We start from the raw sequence: 20,085 nt of genomic DNA on the forward strand, positions 1-20,085 counted from the left end.
TAACATTACAGCTATGAGAGTATTGGAACCGGAGTGATCATCATGTCGCCTTTCGCCCCTTCAGAGCTTTCCTGTTATTTATCCGATGAAATGGGACAGCGTCTTGACCCCTTGAAAACTAATGCGATTCACTATAAAGAAATCGTTTCGCGGCGAAAGCAGCTCCTCGAACTAACCAAGCTTCAAACAGGCGAAACGCTCTTCCTTCAACAGGTGACGATTACGATTAGTGGTTTTGTCGTCGTCACCACCAATCAACTATCATCAAATCCGATCTCTTTTTCAGCGACAAAAGAGTTACTTATTTCAGCTCCGAAAGAGGTGACGTTAACATTTTCTGTAAAGCAATGCCGTTGTGAAGCATTGTTTTGTCCTCAAGAAGATGAGAAAGAAGAACAAATCAAAGTGATCATCAACATAGATACCATTGTAGATGCAGAGAAGCAAAGGAAAATTCTATTAAGTTCTAAAACAGGCTCTGCTCCTTTTAAGGAAAAAATGTGTATTGAGACAATGAACATTTTTGACTCAGTAAGCTTTCAGCAGAAGATTACCGTTTTCACAAATAAGCCAATGGATTCTTCTACTTCCCATATTTCAGGGCATATCGTCCAGCACTGCTCCGAGCCGGCGAAAGTTTATTTTCGAGCCGTAGATCCGTTTCCATCCGCCCAGATTCAAATTGAAAATCATTCAGACTGTCCTATGAAAGCCATTGTGCATGTAGATTACGAACGTAAAGTCAGTCAAATCATTGAAAAGTATCAAAAAGTTCTCTTTGATGTTAGTGAAATCCAGCGACTCGTCATTAAAGGTGACGGGGAAGGTGGCGTTTGTGAAGGCGCTTTTTCCTTATTTTTATCCCATAAAAAAAAGCCAGTCTCACGCGATAGCGATTTAGACTAGCTATTTCATTTAAGATGTTTACAGATCCTCTTGATACATGTAAAATACAAAATCAGTCATGACAGAAGCATCTCCTAGCTGATGCAACATCGCAGATATGTTTCCTCTATGATATGTTCCATGGTTTGCTGCATGAAGGACAATTTCCGCTAAGCTCGTTTCACGTTCTCCCACATAAGGATTGTTCAATAAAATTCTTCGTTCTAAATTCTCTTCTTTTTCCAAGAAGGACAAGAACCGTTCGGACAATGTACGATAAGCAGCTTCCAGTTCCTCTAAGGGCAGGGCATCCGTTTCATGCTGAAGCTGAAAAACCTCTTCAAGGGCCACCCCCATGTCCTTCCCCTCAAGGATATCAAGCCATAAATACTCAACTAAATAAAGATGAGAACAGACCTTTGCCAATGAAGGAAAAACACTCTTGATTTCCTGTTCATATTTTTCAGGTGATATCGTTTGTAAATGTTCCATGATTCGCCCATTAGCCCACACATTGTATTGATACAGAGTTTTTGCATGATTGCTCATTATAACGTCCTCCTCAATATTTATTGTTTCTACTGTCATCTTATCGAAAGGATACATTGTACTTATGAGCTAATTCAGAAGCAGAAATCACCTCGTGATTCAACAACATGTAAATCATCGACAGCAGCCGTTCCAATTTCATACATGGTCACCTGCTTTACAAGTTCATGAAAAAACTGTGGACCACTCTACTTTCACCCTTTAGGTGGTGAAATCCTCTAACGGCATTCATTTTTTTCAGCAATAGGCCTGTTCAACAGTGATTGAAGAATCTATTAGATAGGGTAATTTGAACCTCACAAGACCGATACGAACGTCTCCCTGTCCCTATTTCTTAAACACCGTTTCTCCTACTTTCATGACAAAAAGCTGATGCTCAGGTAATTGACATCTTTTCCATTCATGCAATAAACGCGCCAACGCTTCTGGTCCTGTATCATCAGCGAGCCGATACGTGCCATAATGCATTGGCACAAACGTTTTCGCTTGTAATTCAACGAAGGCTTTGACTGCATCCTCTGGATTAATATGAGAAGCATATGTAAACCACTCTGGCTCATAAGATCCGATCGGCATGAACACTGTATCGAGCGCAAATTTTTTCCCGATCTCTTGAAACCCGCGAAAGTATCCTGTATCCCCCACAAAATAGTTCGTTTCTTCGTCCGATTCAAGCACCCATCCTCCCCAATGGGACGTATTCGTATCAAATAGGCTCCGCCGCGTCCAATGCTGAGCAGGGACGAAGTGAATTGTTAGGTCTTGGTGCTGAAACGTATCCCACCAATTGGCCTCTTCGACACGGTGCAACCCTTTCTTCTGAAACAATAAGTTTAACCCAGCAGGCACGTAAAATATTGGTTCACCTTTTAAACTTCGCAATGTTGAAAATTCAAGATGATCGTAATGACCGTGGGAAATGACGACGATATCGATTTCAGGAAGCTCATCGATCGACAATCCTGGCGAAATCAACCGCTTTGAAAATCCTAAGTATTTCGCAAAGACGGGGTCGGTTAAAATATTCAACCCTTTCATTTGCAGCAAAAAGCTCGAATGACCGATCCACGTATAGGACGTTTTTGTTCGGTTCTTTTTAAGCTCCTCCACGTTTCTTTCATCGGCTCTCGGAATGTGGATGCTCAAATCCTTTGATTTACTCCATCGTTCCCGTAAACATTTCCATATCTCTACCAACGTTTTATTCGTTCCAACTTCATCAAGGTTTTGATATCGCTTTGGCAAGGAGACTCCTCCTTAATGATTCGATGCTTAAAGAATAAGTAGGTTTAGTATATTGTAAAACCCCCTTGATCAAACATAGGAAACGAAAAGGACCATATTCTATAGTTTTTATCAACGTAAAAAAAGTGCGCCTCTTCCTCAAAGAGAGTGCACTTTTTCGGTTATTATGCAGCGAGCAGGCCGCATGTAGGGTCTGAACGACGAAACGCTCCATTATCTGGGAGAACAGCCACCTTTCTTTCCTGCCCACTAACGACCATCGTACGAGCATACACTCCTTGATCGATGAGGTCGATAACTGTATCAATTTCTCCAGCCTCATAAGCGACCGCGATCGCCCGAAGCCACGCTTTTGCTTCTTCTCCATTTGGAAGGGGCGAATTTTCTGTCTCGAGATCATCTCGAACGAGCGCAAGAGACTTCCGCGCCCTGCGGAGAGCTGCTTTCACCGCTCCTTCCGTTTTTTCTACCATCTTTGCTGCTTCTGACGTACTGTAGCCAAAAACATCACGTAGTAAAAAGACCGACAACTGCAAAGGGGATAAGTGGTTTACCAATGCGAAGAAAGCCCGTTCCATTTCAAAAAGCCCTTGTTCTGGCGGTGTCACCTCGGGTTTCTCCTGCTTCAAAATTCGCGCGAAAACGGCCTTTCTCCGCGATTGATCAATCCATTGGTTTTTGGCCACACGTAGTAAAAAAGCTTCCGGGTTCTGATGCCCTTGTTTTTTTAACGTCTCGATCGCTTTTAACCAAGTCTCTTGAGCTAGATCTTCGGCATCCCAAGTAGATTTTGTCACAAATAAACAATAGCGGCTAACCGTATCGTGAAGTTGCTTGAGGTGTTTTCTGTCGTTCATCAATCGATCCTCCTTATCACCATCATTATACAAGTAAACGAACAACACTGAAAAAAGATACCCCTGTTCTCAATATTTTTTCCACCGTATCTTTTCGTGATCCTCCGTCGTTTACAACATGAACAGACTAAAAGACAATGGAGGTTTTGAACATGAATGGATATGTACCTTATGTTATCGAGCAATCAGGACTTAGCGAACGGTCCTATGACATTTACTCAAGGCTGTTAAAGGATCGAATCGTGTTTCTAGGAGCCGCGATTGATGATCAGATAGCCAACAGCATTGTCGCCCAATTGTTATTTCTTGAAGCGGAAAATCCGAAAAAAGATATTTATCTCTACATCAACAGTCCCGGTGGATCAACTTCTGCAGGATTTGCCATTTACGATACGATGCAGTTTGTAAAGCCGTCGATTCATACGATTTGCACAGGTATGGCTGCTTCCTTTGCCGCCATTTTGCTTCTCGCAGGAACGAAAGGGAAGCGCTTCGCCCTACCGAACAGCGAAATTATGATTCACCAACCTTCGGGAGGAGCCCAAGGGCAGGCGAGCGACCTCGCCATTACAGCAAAGCGGATTTTAGGCATACGGGAAAAGCTCGTTACTGTCACGTCAGAACGAACAGGACAATCACCTGAAAAAGTCGCAAAAGATATGGATCGCGATTATTTTATGTCTGCCGAAGAAGCGTTAGAATATGGGATCGTTGATCAGATCATTACGTCAGTCTAACTAGGGAAGCCAAAGGCCAACAGAGCGATGGCCTTTGGCTTTTTGTCTTACCTGCTTACCTTCCAGGAATACTTGAAACGCCATTGTCACAGTTTTTTTTAAGACATCTCTAGTTCTTCTGCTCCATATACAAAACTTCCCACAGGTGACCGTCTACATCTTGAAAGCTCCAGCTATACATAAAACCGTGGTCCATCGGATCATTGGCCGGCTTGCCACCCGCTTCAATGGCCTTCGTGACGATCTCATCTACCTGCACTCGGCTATCTGCTGAAATGGCGATGATCACTTCTCTTGAGGTTTCCGTATCCGTCACTGGTTGGTTTGTAAAAGATTGAAAAAATTGTTCTAAGAGCAGCATCGCATAAATGTTTTCTCCGATCACTAAACAAGCAGCCTTGTCATCCGAATATTGTTCGTTAAATTCAAAACCGATGGAAGTGAAAAATTCCTTTGTTTTGTTTAGATCTTTTACCGGCAAATTCACAAAGATATGTTGTGCCTTCACTGTCATATCACTCATCCTTTCAATTCATTTTTTTCACAAGGTGATTGTAGCATGTAACAACGAGCGACATTTCTCACGGATTGCTATTTAGAGGATGATTAAAAACTTTACCTAAGAATCTTCTCATTGCGTTTCAAGCATATCTGAATGTTCACTTTACAATCTCTTGATTTATCAACAGTGAAATCTGGCAACCTTAGCATTTGCTTTCATGTTGTACGCTAAAGTTGTAAGGCAAAAAACGAGGAGGAATGTTTGAATGACGATAAAGATCTCACCAGAGATGACGGTTGAAGAGGTAGGTGCCGCTCTTCAACGAGAGCTTGATAGCCGTTGGCAGTTCGTATGGGAGAAACACCTAGATGAGCTTCAAAAGCTTTATCCTGAACATGGGGATGCCACCTACGGTATGTATTTCGATAAGCTCCTCCCTCCCATTTGGGAGCAGGTGGAGCAGCAAGATTTTTACTCGGCTCTTGAGCCAAAGGAAGACGATTATCTGATTGGCGGATGCTTAAATTTCAGACATTCCATGGAGAAGGAACACTGGGGATCTCCTGGGCATAACATTCGCGTCTTTTGGATCGTGTTAGCAAATCAACATGACGAACATGTCGGTTCATTGCTTCTAGAAATTCATCATTCCCATGAACGATTTCACCTCCCAGCTCCGCCGAGGATTCGGATCTGCCAGGAAACCATACGAGAAAAAATAACCGCACACATTCGCCAGTTACAGGAACAAGTATAACTGTTGAAAAGGGGCCGATCCGCTTAATGGAATCAGCCCCTTCTGTTTACCCTCGTCTCAACCGGTCTAGAATATCTAAATGAGTGGATAAAATCGCATCTAAATGTTCCGTAATCACACGAATGTCAAGATCCCACCACTTGATGCGAAGCAATGCTTGAATGGTTTCTTCGGAAAACCTTAGACATGAACCGATCGATTCATAATTATGTTTATTTTCGCACTCTATTTCTGCTTGGCTTCAATGTATTATGAATCGGCGGTGATCATAATCACCCTTTAACCTGTCTAAATGTAATCATTCATAGCGCAACGATTCGATTGGGTTTAACTTCGCGGCTCGGTTGGCCGGAAGAAGACCGAAAATGACACCGATAAGCATCGAAAACAGCAGGCCTCCAACAATCACTTGGACGGAAATTAACGACGGCCAGCCAGCAATCGTCGATACTAATGTAGCAATTCCTGAGCCGATTATGATTCCGAGAATTCCACCAATGAGCGTTAAAATTACCGCTTCGATGAGAAATTGAATTAAAATTTGCTGTCTTGTCGCACCGAGTGATTTACGAATCCCGATTTCTCGCGTTCGTTCCGTCACCGATACGAGCATAATGTTCATGACACCGATCCCGCCGACAAACAGAGAAATGCCTGCAATTCCACCGATGATCATTGTCATAATTCTCGTGATTTGACCGATGCCTTCTGCAATTTCTTCCATGTTCAGCACTTGATAGGCCTCTTCTGTTCCATTTCGGGCATTTAAAATCTCTGTCGCCTTTTCTCCCGCTATTTGCAAGTTTTCGAGGGAATCTGATTTGATCGTTACTTGACTAAAATCACTTTTCCCGTAAATGTTTCGCCACGTTTCCCATGGGATGTACACCTCTTGAACATTAAAAGCAAACAGTCCCGTCGGTGGTTCAAGCAGCCCGATGATTTCCACCGGCTGATTCCCAATCCGGATCACCTGTCCGATCGGGGACACTTCGTCCTCAAACAGTTCTTCGGCGATCCCTTCTGAAATAAGCGCAACCCGTCTACCGCCTAAAATATCACCGGTGTGAATCGCCACCCCTTTCGTGACGTTAAACGGATAGACATTTAAATACGCTTGGTTGACCCCGATGATTGAAGCATCTGTTTGCTCCTCTTGAAAACGAACCGATCCATATTCCGAGCTAAACGCAACCACATGCTCGACCTCATCGATTTTCTCTAGTTCGCGAATGTCTTCTTGGCTGAAGGGAGGCTCTTGCCATACGTTCGGATTTGCCTGAATTTCCTCTTCGGACGGCGAGTAGTAAATGTCAACGGTGCTTTCTTCACCTGCAATTTGTGATTTTAAAAGGGCTTCCCCACCTTGGCCGATCGCCACGACGATAATGACCGCTGCAACACCGATCACGATGCCGAGCATCGTGAGCACTGACCGCATTTTATGGGCTTTGATCGAATGAAGCGCCATGCGGATATTTTCAAAAATACTCATGGCTAGTCCCCACCATTTCTTACAGTCTCCACGATTTGACCATCGCGGACAAACACCGTTTGTTGCGTATATTCAGCAATTTCTGGTTCATGGGTGACGAGGGCAATCGTCGTTCCTTCGTTATTTAATGAACAGAGTAGTTCCATGATCGTTTCACTCGTTTTCGTATCTAGTGCACCCGTCGGTTCATCCGCTAAAATAATATTCGGTTCATTAACAATCGAGCGAGCGATCGCCACCCGTTGCTTTTGTCCCCCCGATAACGAATTAGGCAGGTATGTCATCCGCTCCGCTAACCCTACTCGCTCCAAGGCATGCGCTGCACGTTCTGTTCGCTCCTTTTTCTTCATCCCTGCATACACCATCGGCAGTTCAACATTTTGCAAAGCGGTGAGCCGCGGAAGCAAATGAAATTGTTGGAACACGAAACCGATGTGACGATTTCGTATTTTCGCAATTTCCTGCTCTGAATAATTCGTTAAATCCTTTCCATCGAACATGTAGCGCCCACTTGTCGGCTGATCGAGACAGCCAATAATGTTCATAAGCGTGGATTTCCCTGACCCTGAAGGCCCCATAATCGCCAGAAAATCTCCGCTCGCGATTTCTAGATCAATCGCCGATAAAATTTCCACCATTTCGGTACCGACCCGAAATGACTTTGTCACACGTTCGAGCTTAATCAACGCTCACCACGTCCATTCCGTCTGTGAGCACACCATCGCTCACAATCACTTGATCAGTTTCTTCCAACCCGCGAATTACTTCAATCCGCGAATTTTCCACAAGTCCTGTTTCTACTTCAACTTGTCTTGCCTTCCCGTCTTCCACCACATATACGTAGCTGCCTTCATCTCCTTGATGAACAGCCTCAAGTGGAACCGTTAACGCCGTTTTTTCTTCTGTCACAATGTGCATAATCATCTGATAGCCTGGCTTTAATTTTGATTGATCCCCGCTTAATTGAACGGTAATCGGGTATTGAACGATGCCAGCATCGTTACCTAATGTCTCTGCCTCACTCGGGAAGTAGCTCACCTCTTTTACCGTGCCTTCCCACTCTTCTTCCGGCAGTGCGTCAGAGGAAATACGTACCTCTTGCTCTTCAGAAATGACAAGAGAGTCGTATTCTGAAATTTTCCCTTGAAGCTGGAGTTCGCCTGCGGAGGCAATCTCGAGGACTGGCTTTGTCATGCCATCTTGCCCTTGCTGCAAGTGGTCGTTTACCGTCATGACCGTGCCATCCCCGCGACTTTTGACAACCAGATCCTTTTTCTGCTCTTCAAGTCCATCCTTTTGGATTTGTAGCTGACGCAAGTCTAAATTCGCGGAGCGCTTCTCAAAGTCTAGCTGATCCTTTTCCGGTTGGATCGTTTTATCCGCCTCTTCCTTACCCAATTCATCTCGAAGCTCTTTCTCTTTCTTTTGCAGCTCTTTTTCCTGCTTCTCCAAATGATTGATCCGCAAGTAGCTCGACTCAATTTGCAACTCTAGTTGAGATCGTTCTGTCTCAAGCTGACGGCTTGAATATTCGATTAACGGTGTGCCTTCCTCCACTTCGTCACCGACTTCTACTAAAATTTCATAATCATTCCCTAGACTAGCATCAGCGTATACGCGCTGCATATCGACTAGTTCAACGGTACCAGGGACCATAATTTCAGCCGAGATCGTTTCCATTTCAGGGGAAACCACCTCAACCGATGCTGCACTTTCTCCCATCGAATTCATCACGCCGATAGTGGCTACAGCTCCGATGCCAAGCACGAGCGCCAGACTAATGAGAAGCTTCTTTTTGTTCATATAAACACCTCTAAACCCCTGTTCCCGTTAAGCTTAAGAGAATCATGATCACGAAGAATATAGTGACAATAACCCAAGAAGCTAGTTTTCCAAAGCCTGCAACCTTTTGTAAACCGAAAGCCAAAATGACAAATCCCCAAATTGTAAAGATTTCAATCGTATTTAAAAGTGGAAACAATGCGTGATCCATCTCAACAAAAGTCCCTAGACTTGTAAAAGTAGATAAAAGGCTCAATCCGAATAAAAAGGCGATGACACTATTCAACAATCCACCCGCTAACGAAATAAATCCAACAAATAGATTCATAGAAAACAGTTGCTTAAAGGTGACATCCTTTGCTGCAAGCTTGGCGATTAATAATTGAACTGCCGCTGAGATGAGTGGCACTAATAGGATTGTAAATATCCCCCCCATAACCACCGTCATGCGAACAAAAACTTCAAACCCTTCCGGCATCATGGCAAGCTCCTCGGGAGTTGCTAAATCTGTCATGTTGAGACCAAACGCAACAAGTAAAGAGGAGACTAGGCCGATCGCCATAAAAATCAATAAAGGCACTAGCACCTTCGGATTTTGTTTGATTCGTTCTAGTTGGACAAGGGGACTCGTGAAAATCCCGATAATGGATGGCTTCTCGCCACCTGCTCCGTTCTCATGTTCCATTACTTCATTATTCACTGACATTTGATCACCCCATAAATCTTTGTTTAAACACCCACTCATACTTACGCATTATCGTTTAAATGGTTTCATTTTTTTACATAGGTACTCTAAATATTTCAAAAAATAGACGGCTGTACCGGCGGTTTTCGTCACTAAACGATCTAACGAAAACCCTCTCAGAGCGTAATCGCTTCTGAGAGGGCAATTTTATGATGCTTTAAAACTTTTCGCCATTCTCTTTAAATCCTACGCATACCATGGTTGCGTTGGTCGGTTAGAGGGATAACCGAAAGTGGCGCGATACGCTTTTCTTTCTGTGGTAAAATCAAACCAATGTTTCTCACTCTCTCGATCGTTCGCATGATGGACAATACAGCGGAAGCAGTCTTCTACACAAGGGTCGACCCAATAGCCGTAAAGTTTTTCTAGTCGATCCACCATCTCGTCTCCTTTTTCAAACTTAACTGCTTCCAAGTCAAAATAATCTAAATCAACAACCATTTGCGCCACTTTCGGACCGATAGAAGGAATCGTTTGAAAGATGGCCAAACCACGAAGGTATCGAGCCCGTGTCACCGGCGAATGTAAGTATGTAGCCAATGCTTCTACTTCCAAATAGGCAAGATCGCTTAGCTTCACCTTTTGCCTTCGTAGACTCTTCCGTTCCTCATCGGTTAATGGTAATTTAGGCGTCTTCATCTATGCACCTCCTTTATCCTGTGTATTGGCACTAAGACCCCCATTTCAAAATCGGTGAAAAATAAAAAGAAACCCTCCAGCTAATATTCGTTTTGACTATCTTCAACAGCTACGAAGAAAATCCTGCCTCGCATGAACGTGAAGCAGGATTGGTTTGATTAATCAAATGTAATGCGGTTCACGGTGTCACGATCAAGCTTTTTAATCACTTCAACGATCAGCTTCACCGTGTTTTCGTAATCATCACGATGCAAAATACTCGCATGAGAATGGATATAGCGTGTAGCAACAGTGATCGAAAGGGCAGGCACCCCGTTAGCGGTTAAGTGAATAGCCCCAGAGTCTGTGCCGCCACCAGCCATTGCATCAAATTGGTACGGAATGTTGTGCTCATCGGCGATGTCAGTCACAAAGTCACGAAGCCCTTTATGAGAAACCATGGAAGCATCATATAAAACAATCTGTGGCCCTTCTCCCATTTTGGCGAGAGCTTCCTTCTCCGTTACTCCAGGGGTATCACCAGCAATTCCTACGTCCACGCCAAAACCGATATCAGGCTTAATGTAATGAGCAGATGTACGAGCACCGCGAAGGCCTACCTCTTCTTGCACCGTTCCAACACCATACACGACGTTTGGATGGTTAGTTCCCTTTAGTTCACGAAGTACGTCAATGGCAATGGCGCATCCGATGCGGTTATCCCACGCTTTGGCCATTAGGTATTTCTCGTTTTTCATTACTGTAAAATCACAAACAGGAACGATGGAGTCACCAGGGCGGACGCCGAACTCGAGCGCTTCTTCCTTGCTTGCCACACCGATGTCAATAAACATATCCTTTTTATCGACAGGTTTTTTACGCGCTTCCGCTGGCAAAATATGTGGAGGCTTTGATCCAATGACTCCTGGAATGTTTCCTTTTTTCGTCATGACCGTCACCCGTTGAGCGAGCATGACTTGCTCCCACCAGCCGCCGACTGTTTGAAAACGGAGAAATCCTTTGTCATCAATGCTTGTCACCATAAAGCCAATTTCATCGAGGTGGCCGGCAACCATAATTTTCGGTCCGTCTTCTTTCCCGACCTTCTTTGCCACCAAACTACCAAGCTTGTCGGTTGTCACTTCATCTGCAAATGGTTCGATATGCTTCCTCATTACATCTCGTGCTTCCCGTTCATTCCCTGGAATACCGTTTGCGTCAGTAAGTTCTTTTAACATCTGCAATCGTTCGTCTAATTGTGCCATGAATATGTTCCTCCTTTAACCTTTGATTTCCTATGTATAAGTCTGAGAAGCAGTCACCTGCCTCTCTAGTATAAACGAAAAATGTTTCGGGACTCAAATTATTTTAAAATCAAATTAATAGCCCTCATCTTGTCGCTGATGGTTCACTTTATTTTTATCTAAATACGCTTTTTCTATTTCTACCGTTGAGAAGTTTAGTTTTTCTCCTAAAGCGATGTAGTGACTAAAAAGCGTTCGAAACGCCTGTTCTGTTCGTGACTGCTCTAGTTCTGAAATCGCGCGAAACACAAGGAGGAACTGCTCGGTTAACGTGTTTGTCTCATGATCCATCTGTTTGATTTCAACATCGGTCATTCGTAGCGTCAGTCCAAGTGTAAGGACAAAATGAAGACCATCCACATACTCTTCTAAGATGACGGTTGTTGGGGATGGCCCCTTCTTACTCCAGTATTTGAAGCAGCGTGTTTCATTCGCCAGTTCACCAATCTCTACCTTTAAAGCAAGAAGCTGCTCATGGAACAAGTCGTATCCCGTCAAGCCGTGCTCTGTTTGAATCCGTTCGTTAAGCGTTTGTTGCAGCGTAAAAAGTTTGTTCAAGTTCACGTATAATCCCCTCTCATTGATTCAATTAATTTCATTATATCAGGGCATGAGCCATTTGGTTGAAAAAAAGTGAAACCCATAGCAGAGCTCATCCGTATATTTTATAATAAAAGCACCTATGTTTGTTTTTCGGCTTTGAAAACAAAGCTGACGAAAGGAGAAGCAGCCTATGGTGATTGCGTTTCGCCTTCTGATCTTAATCGCTTTGATCATTTTAATCTACTCTGCGATTCGCTATTTGTTTCACCCAAAACGAAAGTTAGAGCAAGCTCATGATCGCCATCAATTTTTCTTTTATGATGACGAAAAAGAAGTAAGGAAAAATTTTCTCATTACTTATAAAGGTGTCATGTTTGAAGGAGAGAAGTATTTAGGGACGACAGAAACCTCTTTCGAAATCGTATCGATTTATGTATGGGCTCGCTCGACTGATCGGCTAAAAGGATTGGAGCGTCAAGACTTCCGCTTTATTGAAGAAGAAATTTTGTTACGCTATCCGACGGCTCGAATCGAATGGAAAAGCCCCGTGAAGGAATTTCTCAAAAAGACCGACGAACAACCACCTACCCCTTCGCCTTAGGGAACGTAAAAATCCTGTGGAGCAAGAACCACAGGATTTTTACGCTTTGAAAAACTCTTGCCATGCGTAGCGCTGTTCTTTTCTTCGTGCCATAAAACAGAGTAACCCAATGAACAACGCAAACACGACCGTTCCTACAAGGGGTAATTCATGAATCATATCGCCAAACAATGTATAAATGATAGCAGGTGGCATACTTAAGTAGAACGATATTTTCATATACTCCCGAAACGTTGGACGTGTCTCCATCACATAAAGGGACACAAGGTGAAAATGAATAAATGGCACGATACGAAGCAGCATCATTTGCGGCAGGCTCAAGCTCTCTTTTTCTCCTAAAAACCGCTTTTTCAACTGACTCACTTTGGCTAAGAAACGAGGAAAACCATGGACAATCCCGTAAAAGAGGGCACTCGTGGCTGTTAAACCGATAATGGAGTATAGTGAACCGTAAAAAGATCCGAACAAATAACCACCTACGAGACAAATGATGATGACAGGAATGAAAAAGACTTGTCTAAACACATGAAGCATGATAAAGAGAACAGGGGCCAACCACCCACTTTGTTCAATTACTCTCAATGATGTTTCGAACATCTCTTCCATAAGGGCCCCCTTTCTTGACATAGTTAGTCTATGAACGAGTGTCATAAAAGATGTAGGCTAGGATCATAAGCTGGACAACGATTAAAAGAGGAAGTCCGACTGAAAAAGAAACATGTTTTGTTTTATGTCGGAAATATCTCATTCCCGCAAAGACACCGATCGAACCGCCTAGCAAGGCAATGAGCCAGAGCGTTTTTTCAGGGGTTCGCCATCTTCCCGTTCTTGCTTTCTGTTTATCAAGCCCCATGACCGCAAAGCCAATTACCGTTAAACTGCCTACGTAGAGAAAAAAAACGAACAGGAACTCTCCCACTAGCTGTACAGCCTCCTTCGAAAACGAAGACATGTAGCTTCGTTTCTCCTTCTTCCAATGAAAAAGAAAGACGCAGCCACGAGTTGACTGCGCCAGTATTCATTAGTTGTTTAAGCTTGCTTTTGCTTTTTCAGCAAGTTGTGCAAATGCTTTTTCGTCGTTGATTGCTAGATCTGCAAGCATTTTACGGTTCACGTTAATTCCTGCAAGCTTTAACCCGTGCATTAAACGGCTGTAAGAAAGACCGTTCAAACGAGCAGCTGCATTGATACGTGTAATCCACAGCTTACGGAAATCGCGCTTTTTCTGACGACGATCACGGTAAGCGTATTGTAAAGATTTCATTACTTGTCCTTGAGCGGACTTGAAAAGTGTATGTTTAGAACCGAAATAACCTTTTGCTAGCTTTAATACTTTCTTACGACGACGACGAGCGACATAACCGCCTTTTACTCTTGGCATCGTAAAACCCTCCTTCTATCTGAACCGAATCAATTATTTTTTGTACGTTAACATTTCGCGAATACGCTTGAAGTCACCAGAGTGAACGATCGCAGATTTACGCAATTTACGCTTCTGCTTTTGAGACTTGTTCGCGAACAAGTGGCTTGTAAATGCGTGGGAACGCTTGAGTTTCCCAGATCCTGTTTTCTTAAAACGCTTCGCAGCGCCTTTATGAGTCTTCATTTTTGGCATAACTGAACTTCCTCCTTCAAATCATTTCTGTCGCAGCTTACTTGTCCGTCTTTGGAGCAAGTACCAAGAACATACTGCGACCTTCCATTTTCGGCTTTGCCTCAACGATCGCAATATCTTCACATTCTTTGGCAAGGCGTTCAAGAACATTACGCCCAATTTCGGAATGGGTAATGGCACGTCCGCGGAAACGAATCGCTGCTTTTACCTTGTCTCCCTTGCTAAGAAACTTGCGTGCATTGCGAAGCTTCGTATTAAAGTCATGGTCTTCAATCGTTGGGCTCAGACGAACTTCTTTCACGTTGATCGTCTTTTGCTTCTTACGAGCTTCCTTGTCTTTCTTTTGCTGCTCATAGCGGTATTTTCCGTAATCCATAATACGGCATACCGGCGGCTTTGCGTTCGGTGCCACACAAACTAAGTCTAGATTCACGTTACGAGCCATATCCAAAGCTTCTGCTTTTGACTTGACGCCAATTTGGTCACCATTTGCACCAATAAGACGCACTTCGCGAGCGCGAATTCCTTCGTTGACCAGCATGTCTTTACTAATAATGAGCCACCTCCAAAGGTTTTTCCAGGACGAGATCAAAGCATGGAAAAGCGCCATAAAAGACGTTCTCCAAAGCATCGTCTCCAACACAAAAGAGTGTGGGCATACGACGCCCACACTCATGTTTGTCATCATGAGACATTATTACATGTAGACCTGCCAACTGCGCTGTGCGTCGATCAGGTGAGAAGCGGGCGCTCCTTCTTGCTTTGAGTCCAGTATCAATTTTCTTGTTAACTTTATCATAATCCTATAGAGGTGTCAACTGATCTTTTTATGCGTGACCTGTTTTATTCTATCGAATTGCTTATCCAGTTGCAACCCCTATTTTTTTGCCTCACGTGCCACATGGCGAACAAATTCGTCCAAGCCCATAGAGGAAGAGTCCTTTTCTCCATATTTCCGGACATTTACCCCATTTGCTTCCACTTCCTTATCCCCGAGAACGAGCATGTAAGGGATTTTTTGCATTTGCGCTTCACGAATTTTGTAGCCGATCTTCTCATCGCGCTCATCAATTTCAACACGGATTCCTGCTTGCTGTAAAGTCTCTTGTACGTTTTTCGCGTAATCAAGATGAGCTTCAGGCGAAACAGGAATGACCTGTACTTGAACAGGTGCAAGCCACGTCGGGAAGGCCCCTTTATATTCTTCTAACAAAAAGGCAACAAATCGTTCCATCGTCGACACGACGCCGCGGTGTACAACGACTGGGCGATGTGGTTGTCCGTCTTCTCCAACATAAGTTAAATCAAAACGTTCAGGAAGTAAAAAGTCGAGTTGGACCGTCGACAACGTCTCATCTTTGCCTAACGCTGTGCGCACTTGGACGTCAAGCTTTGGTCCGTAGAAGGCCGCCTCGCCTTCCGCTTCGAAATAATCTAATTCTAGCTCGTCCATCGCTTCTTTTAACATTCCTTGCGCTTTATTCCACATGTTGTCATCGTCGAAGTACTTTTCTTTATCTTCAGGGTCACGATACGATAAGCGGAATGAATAATTCTTAAGCCCGAAATCTTCGTAGACGGCTTGAATCAAGCGAACGACACGAACAAATTCATCCTTAATCTGATCCGGTCGACAAAAAATATGGGCATCATTCAACGTCATTCCGCGCACCCGCTGCAGTCCCGAAACAGCTCCAGACATTTCATATCGGTGCATAAGCCCAAGCTCCGCAATCCGTAACGGTAACTGGCGGTAGCTGCGCATTTCTGTTTTATAGACCATCATATGATGCGGACAGTTCATCGGGCGGAGCACGAGCTCTTCGTTCTCCATTTCCATTGTCGGAAACATATCATCCTTATAGTGATCCCAGTGCCCTGATGTTTTGTAAAGCTCAGAGCTTGCAAGAACAGGGGTATACACATGTTGATAACCTAGCTTTTCTTCCTTATCCACAATATAGCGTTCAATAATCCGGCGAATGGTTGCGCCTTTTGGTAACCATAGCGGCAAGCCTTGACCTACTTTTTGGGATAGCGCAAAAATGCCTAGCTCTTTTCCTAGCTTGCGATGATCCCGCTCTTTCGCTTCTTCTAGCAGGCGAAGGTGTTCGTCAAGATCCGCCTTTTTAAAGAAAGCTGTTCCGTATATACGTTGCAGCATTTTATTGCTGCTATCCCCACGCCAATAAGCGCCTGCAAGATTTAACAGCTTGAATTCTTTAAGCTTGCCTGTTGATGGCACGTGGACACCGCGGCAAAGGTCGAAAAACTCGCCTTGCTCATAAATGGTGATCGTTTCATCTTCTGGAAGATCATTAATCAGTTCAATTTTGTAAGGATCGCCAACTTCCTCATAGCGAGCGAGCGCTTCCTCTCGGCTCACAACGACGCGTTCAATCGGTAAGTTTTCCCCGATGATTTTTTTCATTTCTTTTTCGATTTTCGGTAAATCTTCAGGTGTAAGCGATTCGTCCATATCAACATCATAATAGAATCCACCTTCTATGACAGGTCCAACCCCGAGCTTTACATTTCGGTCTTTAAATAAACGCTTAAGCGCTTGAGCCATCACATGGGCTGTACTGTGGCGCAAAACCTCTAAGGCCTCGTCACTTTCTGGAGTAACAATCGTAATCGTTCCGTCCTGTTCAATCGGTGTATTTAAATCAAGCAAGGTGCCGTCAAGCATCCCCGCCAGCGCTTTTTTCTTCAATCCCGGACTAATCGAGCCAGCAATCTCTGCGGTCGTCGTTCCCTTAGGAAACTCCTTCACAGCTCCATCTGGAAACGTAATGTTGATCATGTCAGCCATTTTTGTCAACTCCTTTTTCATTTTTTCGCGTTCAGGTATGATGAGAAACAAAAAACACTCATCCCCAAAAAAGGGACGAGTGTTACTCGTGGTTCCACCCTTGTTCCTACAAAACGAAAAGCATTCCCGTTTTGCAGCTCAAGATTGTTCATAACGACATTTATGCCGGCAGCAGATACTTAGACCATCGTTCCCTGCTGCAGTTCAGAGGTGGTAAGTTACCATTTCGAGTTAGGGAGTTGCACCAACCCTCCCCTCTCTAAAAACCGTCCATGGAACCCATGTCCTCATCATAACCATTTAACGAATGCTATCTTGTTGATATGTAGTATTATAGGGAGGGATGATGAGAAAATCAAGGGCTGTTCAAACATTTTATTTGAAATGATCCACAGACAGCTAGATACTACCGGTAACAGCTACTCCTCTCGATGTTGATGAGGGGAGTCCTTTAGTGGAAACACCTTTAGGCGTTCTTGAAAGATTGCCTGCAGCGTTAAAATCACGCCGTGCTCTTCATCGTTTGTGAACACCTTTACCGTTTCAGGAAGCATGCTCACGAGCGGACTTATGACCATCTCCTCCACGCTTAAACCATGTTCAAATACTAGCTCTTCCTTGAGGTCATACACGATTTCGTCCGTGGAAATTAAGCGAAAGTGCTCATCGTAAAAATGAAACCGCTCGTCGTAAACAGCGTAGATGACGCCACGTTTTGGTATACGGGAGTGAATGAATTGGCGAAGGGTCTCGACCATGCTTTGGTATTCTTGCTCCATCATATATTCGTCAATCGCCAGCTCGACACAATCAATGAGCAATTCCCCATACTCACGTAACCTGAACGTTAAAAACGGATCATAGTAAAACGTCATATTCTCTTCTATATGCTTGGAGAAAGCTTGATAAATATACTCACGGCGATTCGTAAACATGGACAAGGATGGCATGTCTTCCAAATCTCCTTCTAGTATCGAGCGGGCAATCGCCACAATTTGTTCCTTCTCTTCTTCATCTGTGAAATAAAACATGTTCTCGATAATGTCGAGAAGCCATTCTTCTTCCTTTGTGCTAATGACATAATCGGTAAAGATGGACGCTAGTAACGGTTGAAAAGAATCATAAAAGTTCACATACTGGTTTTCATAATTCACATAGAGCGTCTCATCCCCGCCCGCTTCTATTCCTCCTTTCAACCCGAGTTCCGCGTACTTTGTTAAGTAGCCTTGCAACTGCTGAAACAGTTGATGACAATCATGTGCTTTTTCAAAATGAATCGAAATCAACGTGACTCCTCCTTATTCCCCTCTGATCCTACCGGTCGCCTCCTTTCATCTTCGTAAGATCCTCCGCTTTCAGAGGGTCAACCGGTCCTTCTTTGGTTAACGTATGCTCAACTCTTTGCTTGTAGACAGACTCTACTCCCATCCTATGACAGGGGACTTAAAACATGATGATTGTTTTTCGTCTTTTCTTGCCGTTCTTTAGCGAACGAAGCAGCCTTGCCACATCAGATCGTTTCTCCTATCCACTGAAGCCTTAGAAAAACATAGCATCCCGCCCGTAGTTTTAATGATAGAAGGATCGTTTTCTGAACTATTTTTGAAGGCAACATCCTTAAAGTGGAAAAAGCTCGGTTCTGGCCTAAAACGCCAGTTACCGAGCATAAGCAGATCCTTTTCATTTCAGGATAAGGAAAAATTAGCTTTTCGCCATATCCTATTGCGAAATCCAGATACTTTAATCCATCTTACGTTAGGAAAACTCTGCGATTGCCGAGCCGAAGCTGCCCCTTTCACTTAAGTCCCGCATGCTAATGCATAAGGGGCTGTACCTCCACCTGCTATGCAGGTGGAGGTTTATCAGTTAATTTTGCATGACGAAATCTTTTTCTGCCGCTTCCTTGTCTTCAAACGTACGGATGATTTCATAGCTTGTTGTCCGTTGAGCAGGAATTTTTCCCGCTTCGCGGATCAATTGCAAAATTTTGTTCGTATTGACTTTATGGGTCGTCCCAGCAGCTGATACGACATTTTCTTCAATCATCGTACTGCCAAAATCGTTACAACCATACTGAAGCGATAGTTTTCCAACCTCTGGCCCCATCGTTACCCATGACGATTGGAAATTCGGAATGTTATCGAGAAACAGCCGAGATATGGCCACGTTTTTTAAGTAATCACGCGGGGTAAGCTTTTTCGTTTTGTACATTCCCGTATTTTCAGGCTGGAATAACCATGAAATAAAGGCAGTAAAGCACTCGGTTTCATCTTGGGCATCCCGAACACGCTGTAAGTGAAGCGCTCGTTCTTCAAAGGATTCGCCAAAACCGATAACCATCGTTGCGGTTCCGTGCATGCCGACTTTTTTCGTCGCTTTCATTGCATTGATCCATTGTTCCCATGTTATTTTAAGACGGCTGACACGGAGGCGCGTTTCTTCGGTTAAAATTTCAGCCCCGCCTCCTGGCATACTATCGAGCCCGGCCTCATGTAGCTCTCGCAGGACTTCCTCGACGGACATGCTCGATACTTCTGCAATTTTCCACACCTCTGCAGGAGAGAAAGAATGCATCCAAATGTTCGGGAATCGCTCTTTAATGTTTCTAAGTAAATCGGTGTAATAATCGATTGTTAAATCAGGATTCGTTCCACCTTGCATGAGAATTTCTGTCCCGCCCACATCGATGGTTTCTTGGATTTTTTTAAAAATGACTTCATCGTCAAGGACATAGCCTTCCTTATGACCAGGTGCGCGGTAGAACGCACAAAAGCGACAGTACGTATCGCAAAAGTTTGTATAGTTCACGTTCCGTCCGATAACGAACGTTGTTATTGGCTCGGGGTGCCATTTTAACATGATTTGATTGGCGGCTGCGCCCATTTTTTCTACTTCATCGCTTTCATATAGCTTCACTGCATCTTCCATTGAAAGACGTTCTCCGTTCACAGCACGCTCCAAGATTCCGTCAATACTCATCAAAAAACCCCCAGATTTTGAAAGTCTACTAGCTTCATACTATCATAGTTTGCCTG

At 43.9% G+C, this 20,085-nt stretch carries 23 protein-coding genes, 1 pseudogene and 2 other annotated features; of the genes and pseudogenes, 4 read left to right on the forward strand and 20 right to left on the reverse strand.

Annotated features, from left to right (window positions below):
* Positions 1–42: 42 nt before the first annotated feature.
* Complete coding sequence (locus tag FED51_RS15835; protein WP_010899258.1) at positions 43–906, forward strand: hypothetical protein; 864 nt, start codon at positions 43–45, stop codon at positions 904–906.
* An 18-nt stretch (positions 907–924) separates the two neighbouring features.
* Here the strand turns inward: FED51_RS15835 and FED51_RS15840 are convergent, their stop codons facing one another.
* The 4 genes and pseudogenes from FED51_RS15840 to FED51_RS15855 form a co-directional block, all read right to left on the reverse strand.
* A complete protein-coding gene (locus FED51_RS15840) occupies positions 925–1,434 on the reverse strand; it encodes a DinB family protein (RefSeq protein WP_010899259.1) in 510 nt (169 codons plus the stop codon).
* Positions 1,435–1,477: 43 nt separating this feature from the next.
* Positions 1,478–1,576 (reverse strand): annotated as a pseudogene (locus FED51_RS15845) (helix-turn-helix transcriptional regulator); the annotation flags it as partial.
* 185 nt (positions 1,577–1,761) lie between these two features.
* Complete coding sequence (locus FED51_RS15850) at positions 1,762–2,679, reverse strand: MBL fold metallo-hydrolase (protein WP_010899260.1); 918 nt, start codon at positions 2,677–2,679, stop codon at positions 1,762–1,764.
* A gap of 164 nt (positions 2,680–2,843) precedes the next feature.
* Positions 2,844–3,536, reverse strand: a complete 693-nt coding sequence (locus tag FED51_RS15855; RefSeq protein ID WP_053430546.1) for an RNA polymerase sigma factor — start codon at positions 3,534–3,536, stop codon at positions 2,844–2,846.
* Positions 3,537–3,688: 152 nt separating this feature from the next.
* Between FED51_RS15855 and clpP the strand changes: the two genes are divergently transcribed.
* On the forward strand, positions 3,689–4,273 hold the full coding sequence (clpP, locus tag FED51_RS15860; protein ID WP_010899262.1) for an ATP-dependent Clp endopeptidase proteolytic subunit ClpP: 585 nt from the start codon (positions 3,689–3,691) through the stop codon (positions 4,271–4,273).
* 109 nt (positions 4,274–4,382) lie between these two features.
* Here clpP and FED51_RS15865 read toward each other — a convergent pair whose 3' ends face one another.
* A complete protein-coding gene (locus FED51_RS15865; protein WP_010899263.1) occupies positions 4,383–4,787 on the reverse strand; it encodes a VOC family protein in 405 nt (134 codons plus the stop codon).
* A 253-nt stretch (positions 4,788–5,040) separates the two neighbouring features.
* Here FED51_RS15865 and FED51_RS15870 point away from each other — a divergent pair, with 253 nt between their 5' ends.
* Positions 5,041–5,532, forward strand: coding sequence for a DUF6022 family protein (locus tag FED51_RS15870; RefSeq protein ID WP_053430545.1), 492 nt, complete (start codon positions 5,041–5,043; stop codon positions 5,530–5,532).
* 298 nt (positions 5,533–5,830) lie between these two features.
* On the opposite strand, the gene FED51_RS15875 is transcribed toward FED51_RS15870, so the two are convergent.
* The 7 genes from FED51_RS15875 to FED51_RS15905 all read right to left on the reverse strand — a co-directional run bounded on the left by FED51_RS15875 (position 5,831) and on the right by FED51_RS15905 (position 12,040).
* Positions 5,831–7,027 carry an ABC transporter permease gene (locus FED51_RS15875; RefSeq protein WP_053430544.1) on the reverse strand — a complete coding sequence of 399 codons (1,197 nt, stop codon included), beginning with the start codon at positions 7,025–7,027 and terminating at the stop codon, positions 5,831–5,833.
* 2 nt (positions 7,028–7,029) lie between these two features.
* Positions 7,030–7,713 carry an ABC transporter ATP-binding protein gene (locus tag FED51_RS15880; RefSeq protein ID WP_010899266.1) on the reverse strand — a complete coding sequence of 228 codons (684 nt, stop codon included), beginning with the start codon at positions 7,711–7,713 and terminating at the stop codon, positions 7,030–7,032.
* The gene (locus FED51_RS15885; protein WP_138090675.1) at positions 7,706–8,830 is read right to left on the reverse strand and encodes an efflux RND transporter periplasmic adaptor subunit; all 1,125 of its coding nucleotides are present in this window, start codon (positions 8,828–8,830) and stop codon (positions 7,706–7,708) included. The genes FED51_RS15880 and FED51_RS15885 overlap by 8 nt, the downstream gene beginning before the upstream one ends.
* A gap of 10 nt (positions 8,831–8,840) precedes the next feature.
* Positions 8,841–9,515: a YknW family membrane protein gene (yknW, locus tag FED51_RS15890; protein ID WP_053430543.1), complete on the reverse strand. Its 675-nt coding sequence runs from the start codon at positions 9,513–9,515 to the stop codon at positions 8,841–8,843.
* 225 nt (positions 9,516–9,740) lie between these two features.
* Positions 9,741–10,193, reverse strand: a complete 453-nt coding sequence (locus FED51_RS15895) for a helix-hairpin-helix domain-containing protein (protein ID WP_053430542.1) — start codon at positions 10,191–10,193, stop codon at positions 9,741–9,743.
* A 158-nt stretch (positions 10,194–10,351) separates the two neighbouring features.
* Entirely contained in the window at positions 10,352–11,437 is a 1,086-nt protein-coding gene (locus tag FED51_RS15900) for a M42 family metallopeptidase (RefSeq protein ID WP_010899276.1), read from the reverse strand.
* Between the two features lie 114 nt (positions 11,438–11,551).
* Positions 11,552–12,040, reverse strand: a complete 489-nt coding sequence (locus tag FED51_RS15905) for a dUTP diphosphatase (protein ID WP_053430541.1) — start codon at positions 12,038–12,040, stop codon at positions 11,552–11,554.
* Positions 12,041–12,209: 169 nt separating this feature from the next.
* Between FED51_RS15905 and FED51_RS15910 the strand changes: the two genes are divergently transcribed.
* Complete coding sequence (locus FED51_RS15910) at positions 12,210–12,620, forward strand: hypothetical protein (RefSeq protein ID WP_010899278.1); 411 nt, start codon at positions 12,210–12,212, stop codon at positions 12,618–12,620.
* A gap of 39 nt (positions 12,621–12,659) precedes the next feature.
* Here the strand turns inward: FED51_RS15910 and FED51_RS15915 are convergent, their stop codons facing one another.
* From FED51_RS15915 to mqnC, 8 genes are all read right to left on the reverse strand, one after another.
* Positions 12,660–13,226, reverse strand: a complete 567-nt coding sequence (locus tag FED51_RS15915) for a TVP38/TMEM64 family protein (protein ID WP_053430540.1) — start codon at positions 13,224–13,226, stop codon at positions 12,660–12,662.
* A gap of 28 nt (positions 13,227–13,254) precedes the next feature.
* Complete coding sequence (locus FED51_RS15920) at positions 13,255–13,572, reverse strand: DUF1294 domain-containing protein (RefSeq protein ID WP_233443841.1); 318 nt, start codon at positions 13,570–13,572, stop codon at positions 13,255–13,257.
* Between the two features lie 69 nt (positions 13,573–13,641).
* Positions 13,642–14,001: a 50S ribosomal protein L20 gene (gene rplT / locus FED51_RS15925; RefSeq protein WP_010899281.1), complete on the reverse strand. Its 360-nt coding sequence runs from the start codon at positions 13,999–14,001 to the stop codon at positions 13,642–13,644.
* Between the two features lie 33 nt (positions 14,002–14,034).
* A complete protein-coding gene (gene rpmI / locus FED51_RS15930) occupies positions 14,035–14,235 on the reverse strand; it encodes a 50S ribosomal protein L35 (protein ID WP_010899282.1) in 201 nt (66 codons plus the stop codon).
* Positions 14,236–14,272: 37 nt separating this feature from the next.
* Complete coding sequence (gene infC, locus FED51_RS15935) at positions 14,273–14,776, reverse strand: translation initiation factor IF-3 (protein ID WP_041821749.1); 504 nt, start codon at positions 14,774–14,776, stop codon at positions 14,273–14,275.
* A gap of 96 nt (positions 14,777–14,872) precedes the next feature.
* Positions 14,873–15,000: a sequence feature (ribosomal protein L20 leader region), on the reverse strand.
* Between the two features lie 112 nt (positions 15,001–15,112).
* Complete coding sequence (thrS, locus tag FED51_RS15940; RefSeq protein WP_053430539.1) at positions 15,113–17,050, reverse strand: threonine--tRNA ligase; 1,938 nt, start codon at positions 17,048–17,050, stop codon at positions 15,113–15,115.
* A 68-nt stretch (positions 17,051–17,118) separates the two neighbouring features.
* Positions 17,119–17,353: a binding site (T-box leader), on the reverse strand.
* Positions 17,354–17,469: 116 nt separating this feature from the next.
* On the reverse strand, positions 17,470–18,336 hold the full coding sequence (ytxC, locus tag FED51_RS15945; protein ID WP_010899285.1) for a putative sporulation protein YtxC: 867 nt from the start codon (positions 18,334–18,336) through the stop codon (positions 17,470–17,472).
* A gap of 580 nt (positions 18,337–18,916) precedes the next feature.
* Complete coding sequence (gene mqnC / locus FED51_RS15950) at positions 18,917–20,029, reverse strand: cyclic dehypoxanthinyl futalosine synthase (RefSeq protein WP_053430538.1); 1,113 nt, start codon at positions 20,027–20,029, stop codon at positions 18,917–18,919.
* Between the last annotated feature and the right edge of the window lie 56 nt (positions 20,030–20,085).

It is taken from the genome of Halalkalibacterium halodurans (genome assembly GCF_005671335.1).
In the GTDB taxonomy this organism is placed as follows: domain Bacteria; phylum Bacillota; class Bacilli; order Bacillales; family Bacillaceae_D; genus Halalkalibacterium; species Halalkalibacterium halodurans.

Bases quoted from the DNA above. Each gene is read 5' to 3' on its own strand.
- FED51_RS15835 (WP_010899258.1), top strand. From the start codon at position 43: ATGTCGCCTTTCGCCCCTTCAGAGCTTTCCTGTTATTTATCCGATGAA.
- FED51_RS15840 (WP_010899259.1), bottom strand. From the start codon at position 1,434: ATGAGCAATCATGCAAAAACTCTGTATCAATACAATGTGTGGGCTAAT.
- FED51_RS15855 (WP_053430546.1), bottom strand. From the start codon at position 3,536: ATGAACGACAGAAAACACCTCAAGCAACTTCACGATACGGTTAGCCGC.
- clpP (WP_010899262.1), top strand. From the start codon at position 3,689: ATGAATGGATATGTACCTTATGTTATCGAGCAATCAGGACTTAGCGAA.
- FED51_RS15865 (WP_010899263.1), bottom strand. From the start codon at position 4,787: ATGACAGTGAAGGCACAACATATCTTTGTGAATTTGCCGGTAAAAGAT.
- FED51_RS15870 (WP_053430545.1), top strand. From the start codon at position 5,041: ATGACGATAAAGATCTCACCAGAGATGACGGTTGAAGAGGTAGGTGCC.
- FED51_RS15875 (WP_053430544.1), bottom strand. From the start codon at position 7,027: ATGAGTATTTTTGAAAATATCCGCATGGCGCTTCATTCGATCAAAGCC.
- FED51_RS15885 (WP_138090675.1), bottom strand. From the start codon at position 8,830: ATGAACAAAAAGAAGCTTCTCATTAGTCTGGCGCTCGTGCTTGGCATC.
- yknW (WP_053430543.1), bottom strand. From the start codon at position 9,515: ATGTCAGTGAATAATGAAGTAATGGAACATGAGAACGGAGCAGGTGGC.
- FED51_RS15895 (WP_053430542.1), bottom strand. From the start codon at position 10,193: ATGAAGACGCCTAAATTACCATTAACCGATGAGGAACGGAAGAGTCTA.
- FED51_RS15900 (WP_010899276.1), bottom strand. From the start codon at position 11,437: ATGGCACAATTAGACGAACGATTGCAGATGTTAAAAGAACTTACTGAC.
- FED51_RS15910 (WP_010899278.1), top strand. From the start codon at position 12,210: ATGGTGATTGCGTTTCGCCTTCTGATCTTAATCGCTTTGATCATTTTA.
- FED51_RS15915 (WP_053430540.1), bottom strand. From the start codon at position 13,226: ATGGAAGAGATGTTCGAAACATCATTGAGAGTAATTGAACAAAGTGGG.
- FED51_RS15920 (WP_233443841.1), bottom strand. From the start codon at position 13,572: ATGTCTTCGTTTTCGAAGGAGGCTGTACAGCTAGTGGGAGAGTTCCTG.
- rplT (WP_010899281.1), bottom strand. From the start codon at position 14,001: ATGCCAAGAGTAAAAGGCGGTTATGTCGCTCGTCGTCGTCGTAAGAAA.
- rpmI (WP_010899282.1), bottom strand. From the start codon at position 14,235: ATGCCAAAAATGAAGACTCATAAAGGCGCTGCGAAGCGTTTTAAGAAA.
- infC (WP_041821749.1), bottom strand. From the start codon at position 14,776: ATGCTGGTCAACGAAGGAATTCGCGCTCGCGAAGTGCGTCTTATTGGT.
- thrS (WP_053430539.1), bottom strand. From the start codon at position 17,050: ATGGCTGACATGATCAACATTACGTTTCCAGATGGAGCTGTGAAGGAG.
- mqnC (WP_053430538.1), bottom strand. From the start codon at position 20,029: ATGAGTATTGACGGAATCTTGGAGCGTGCTGTGAACGGAGAACGTCTT.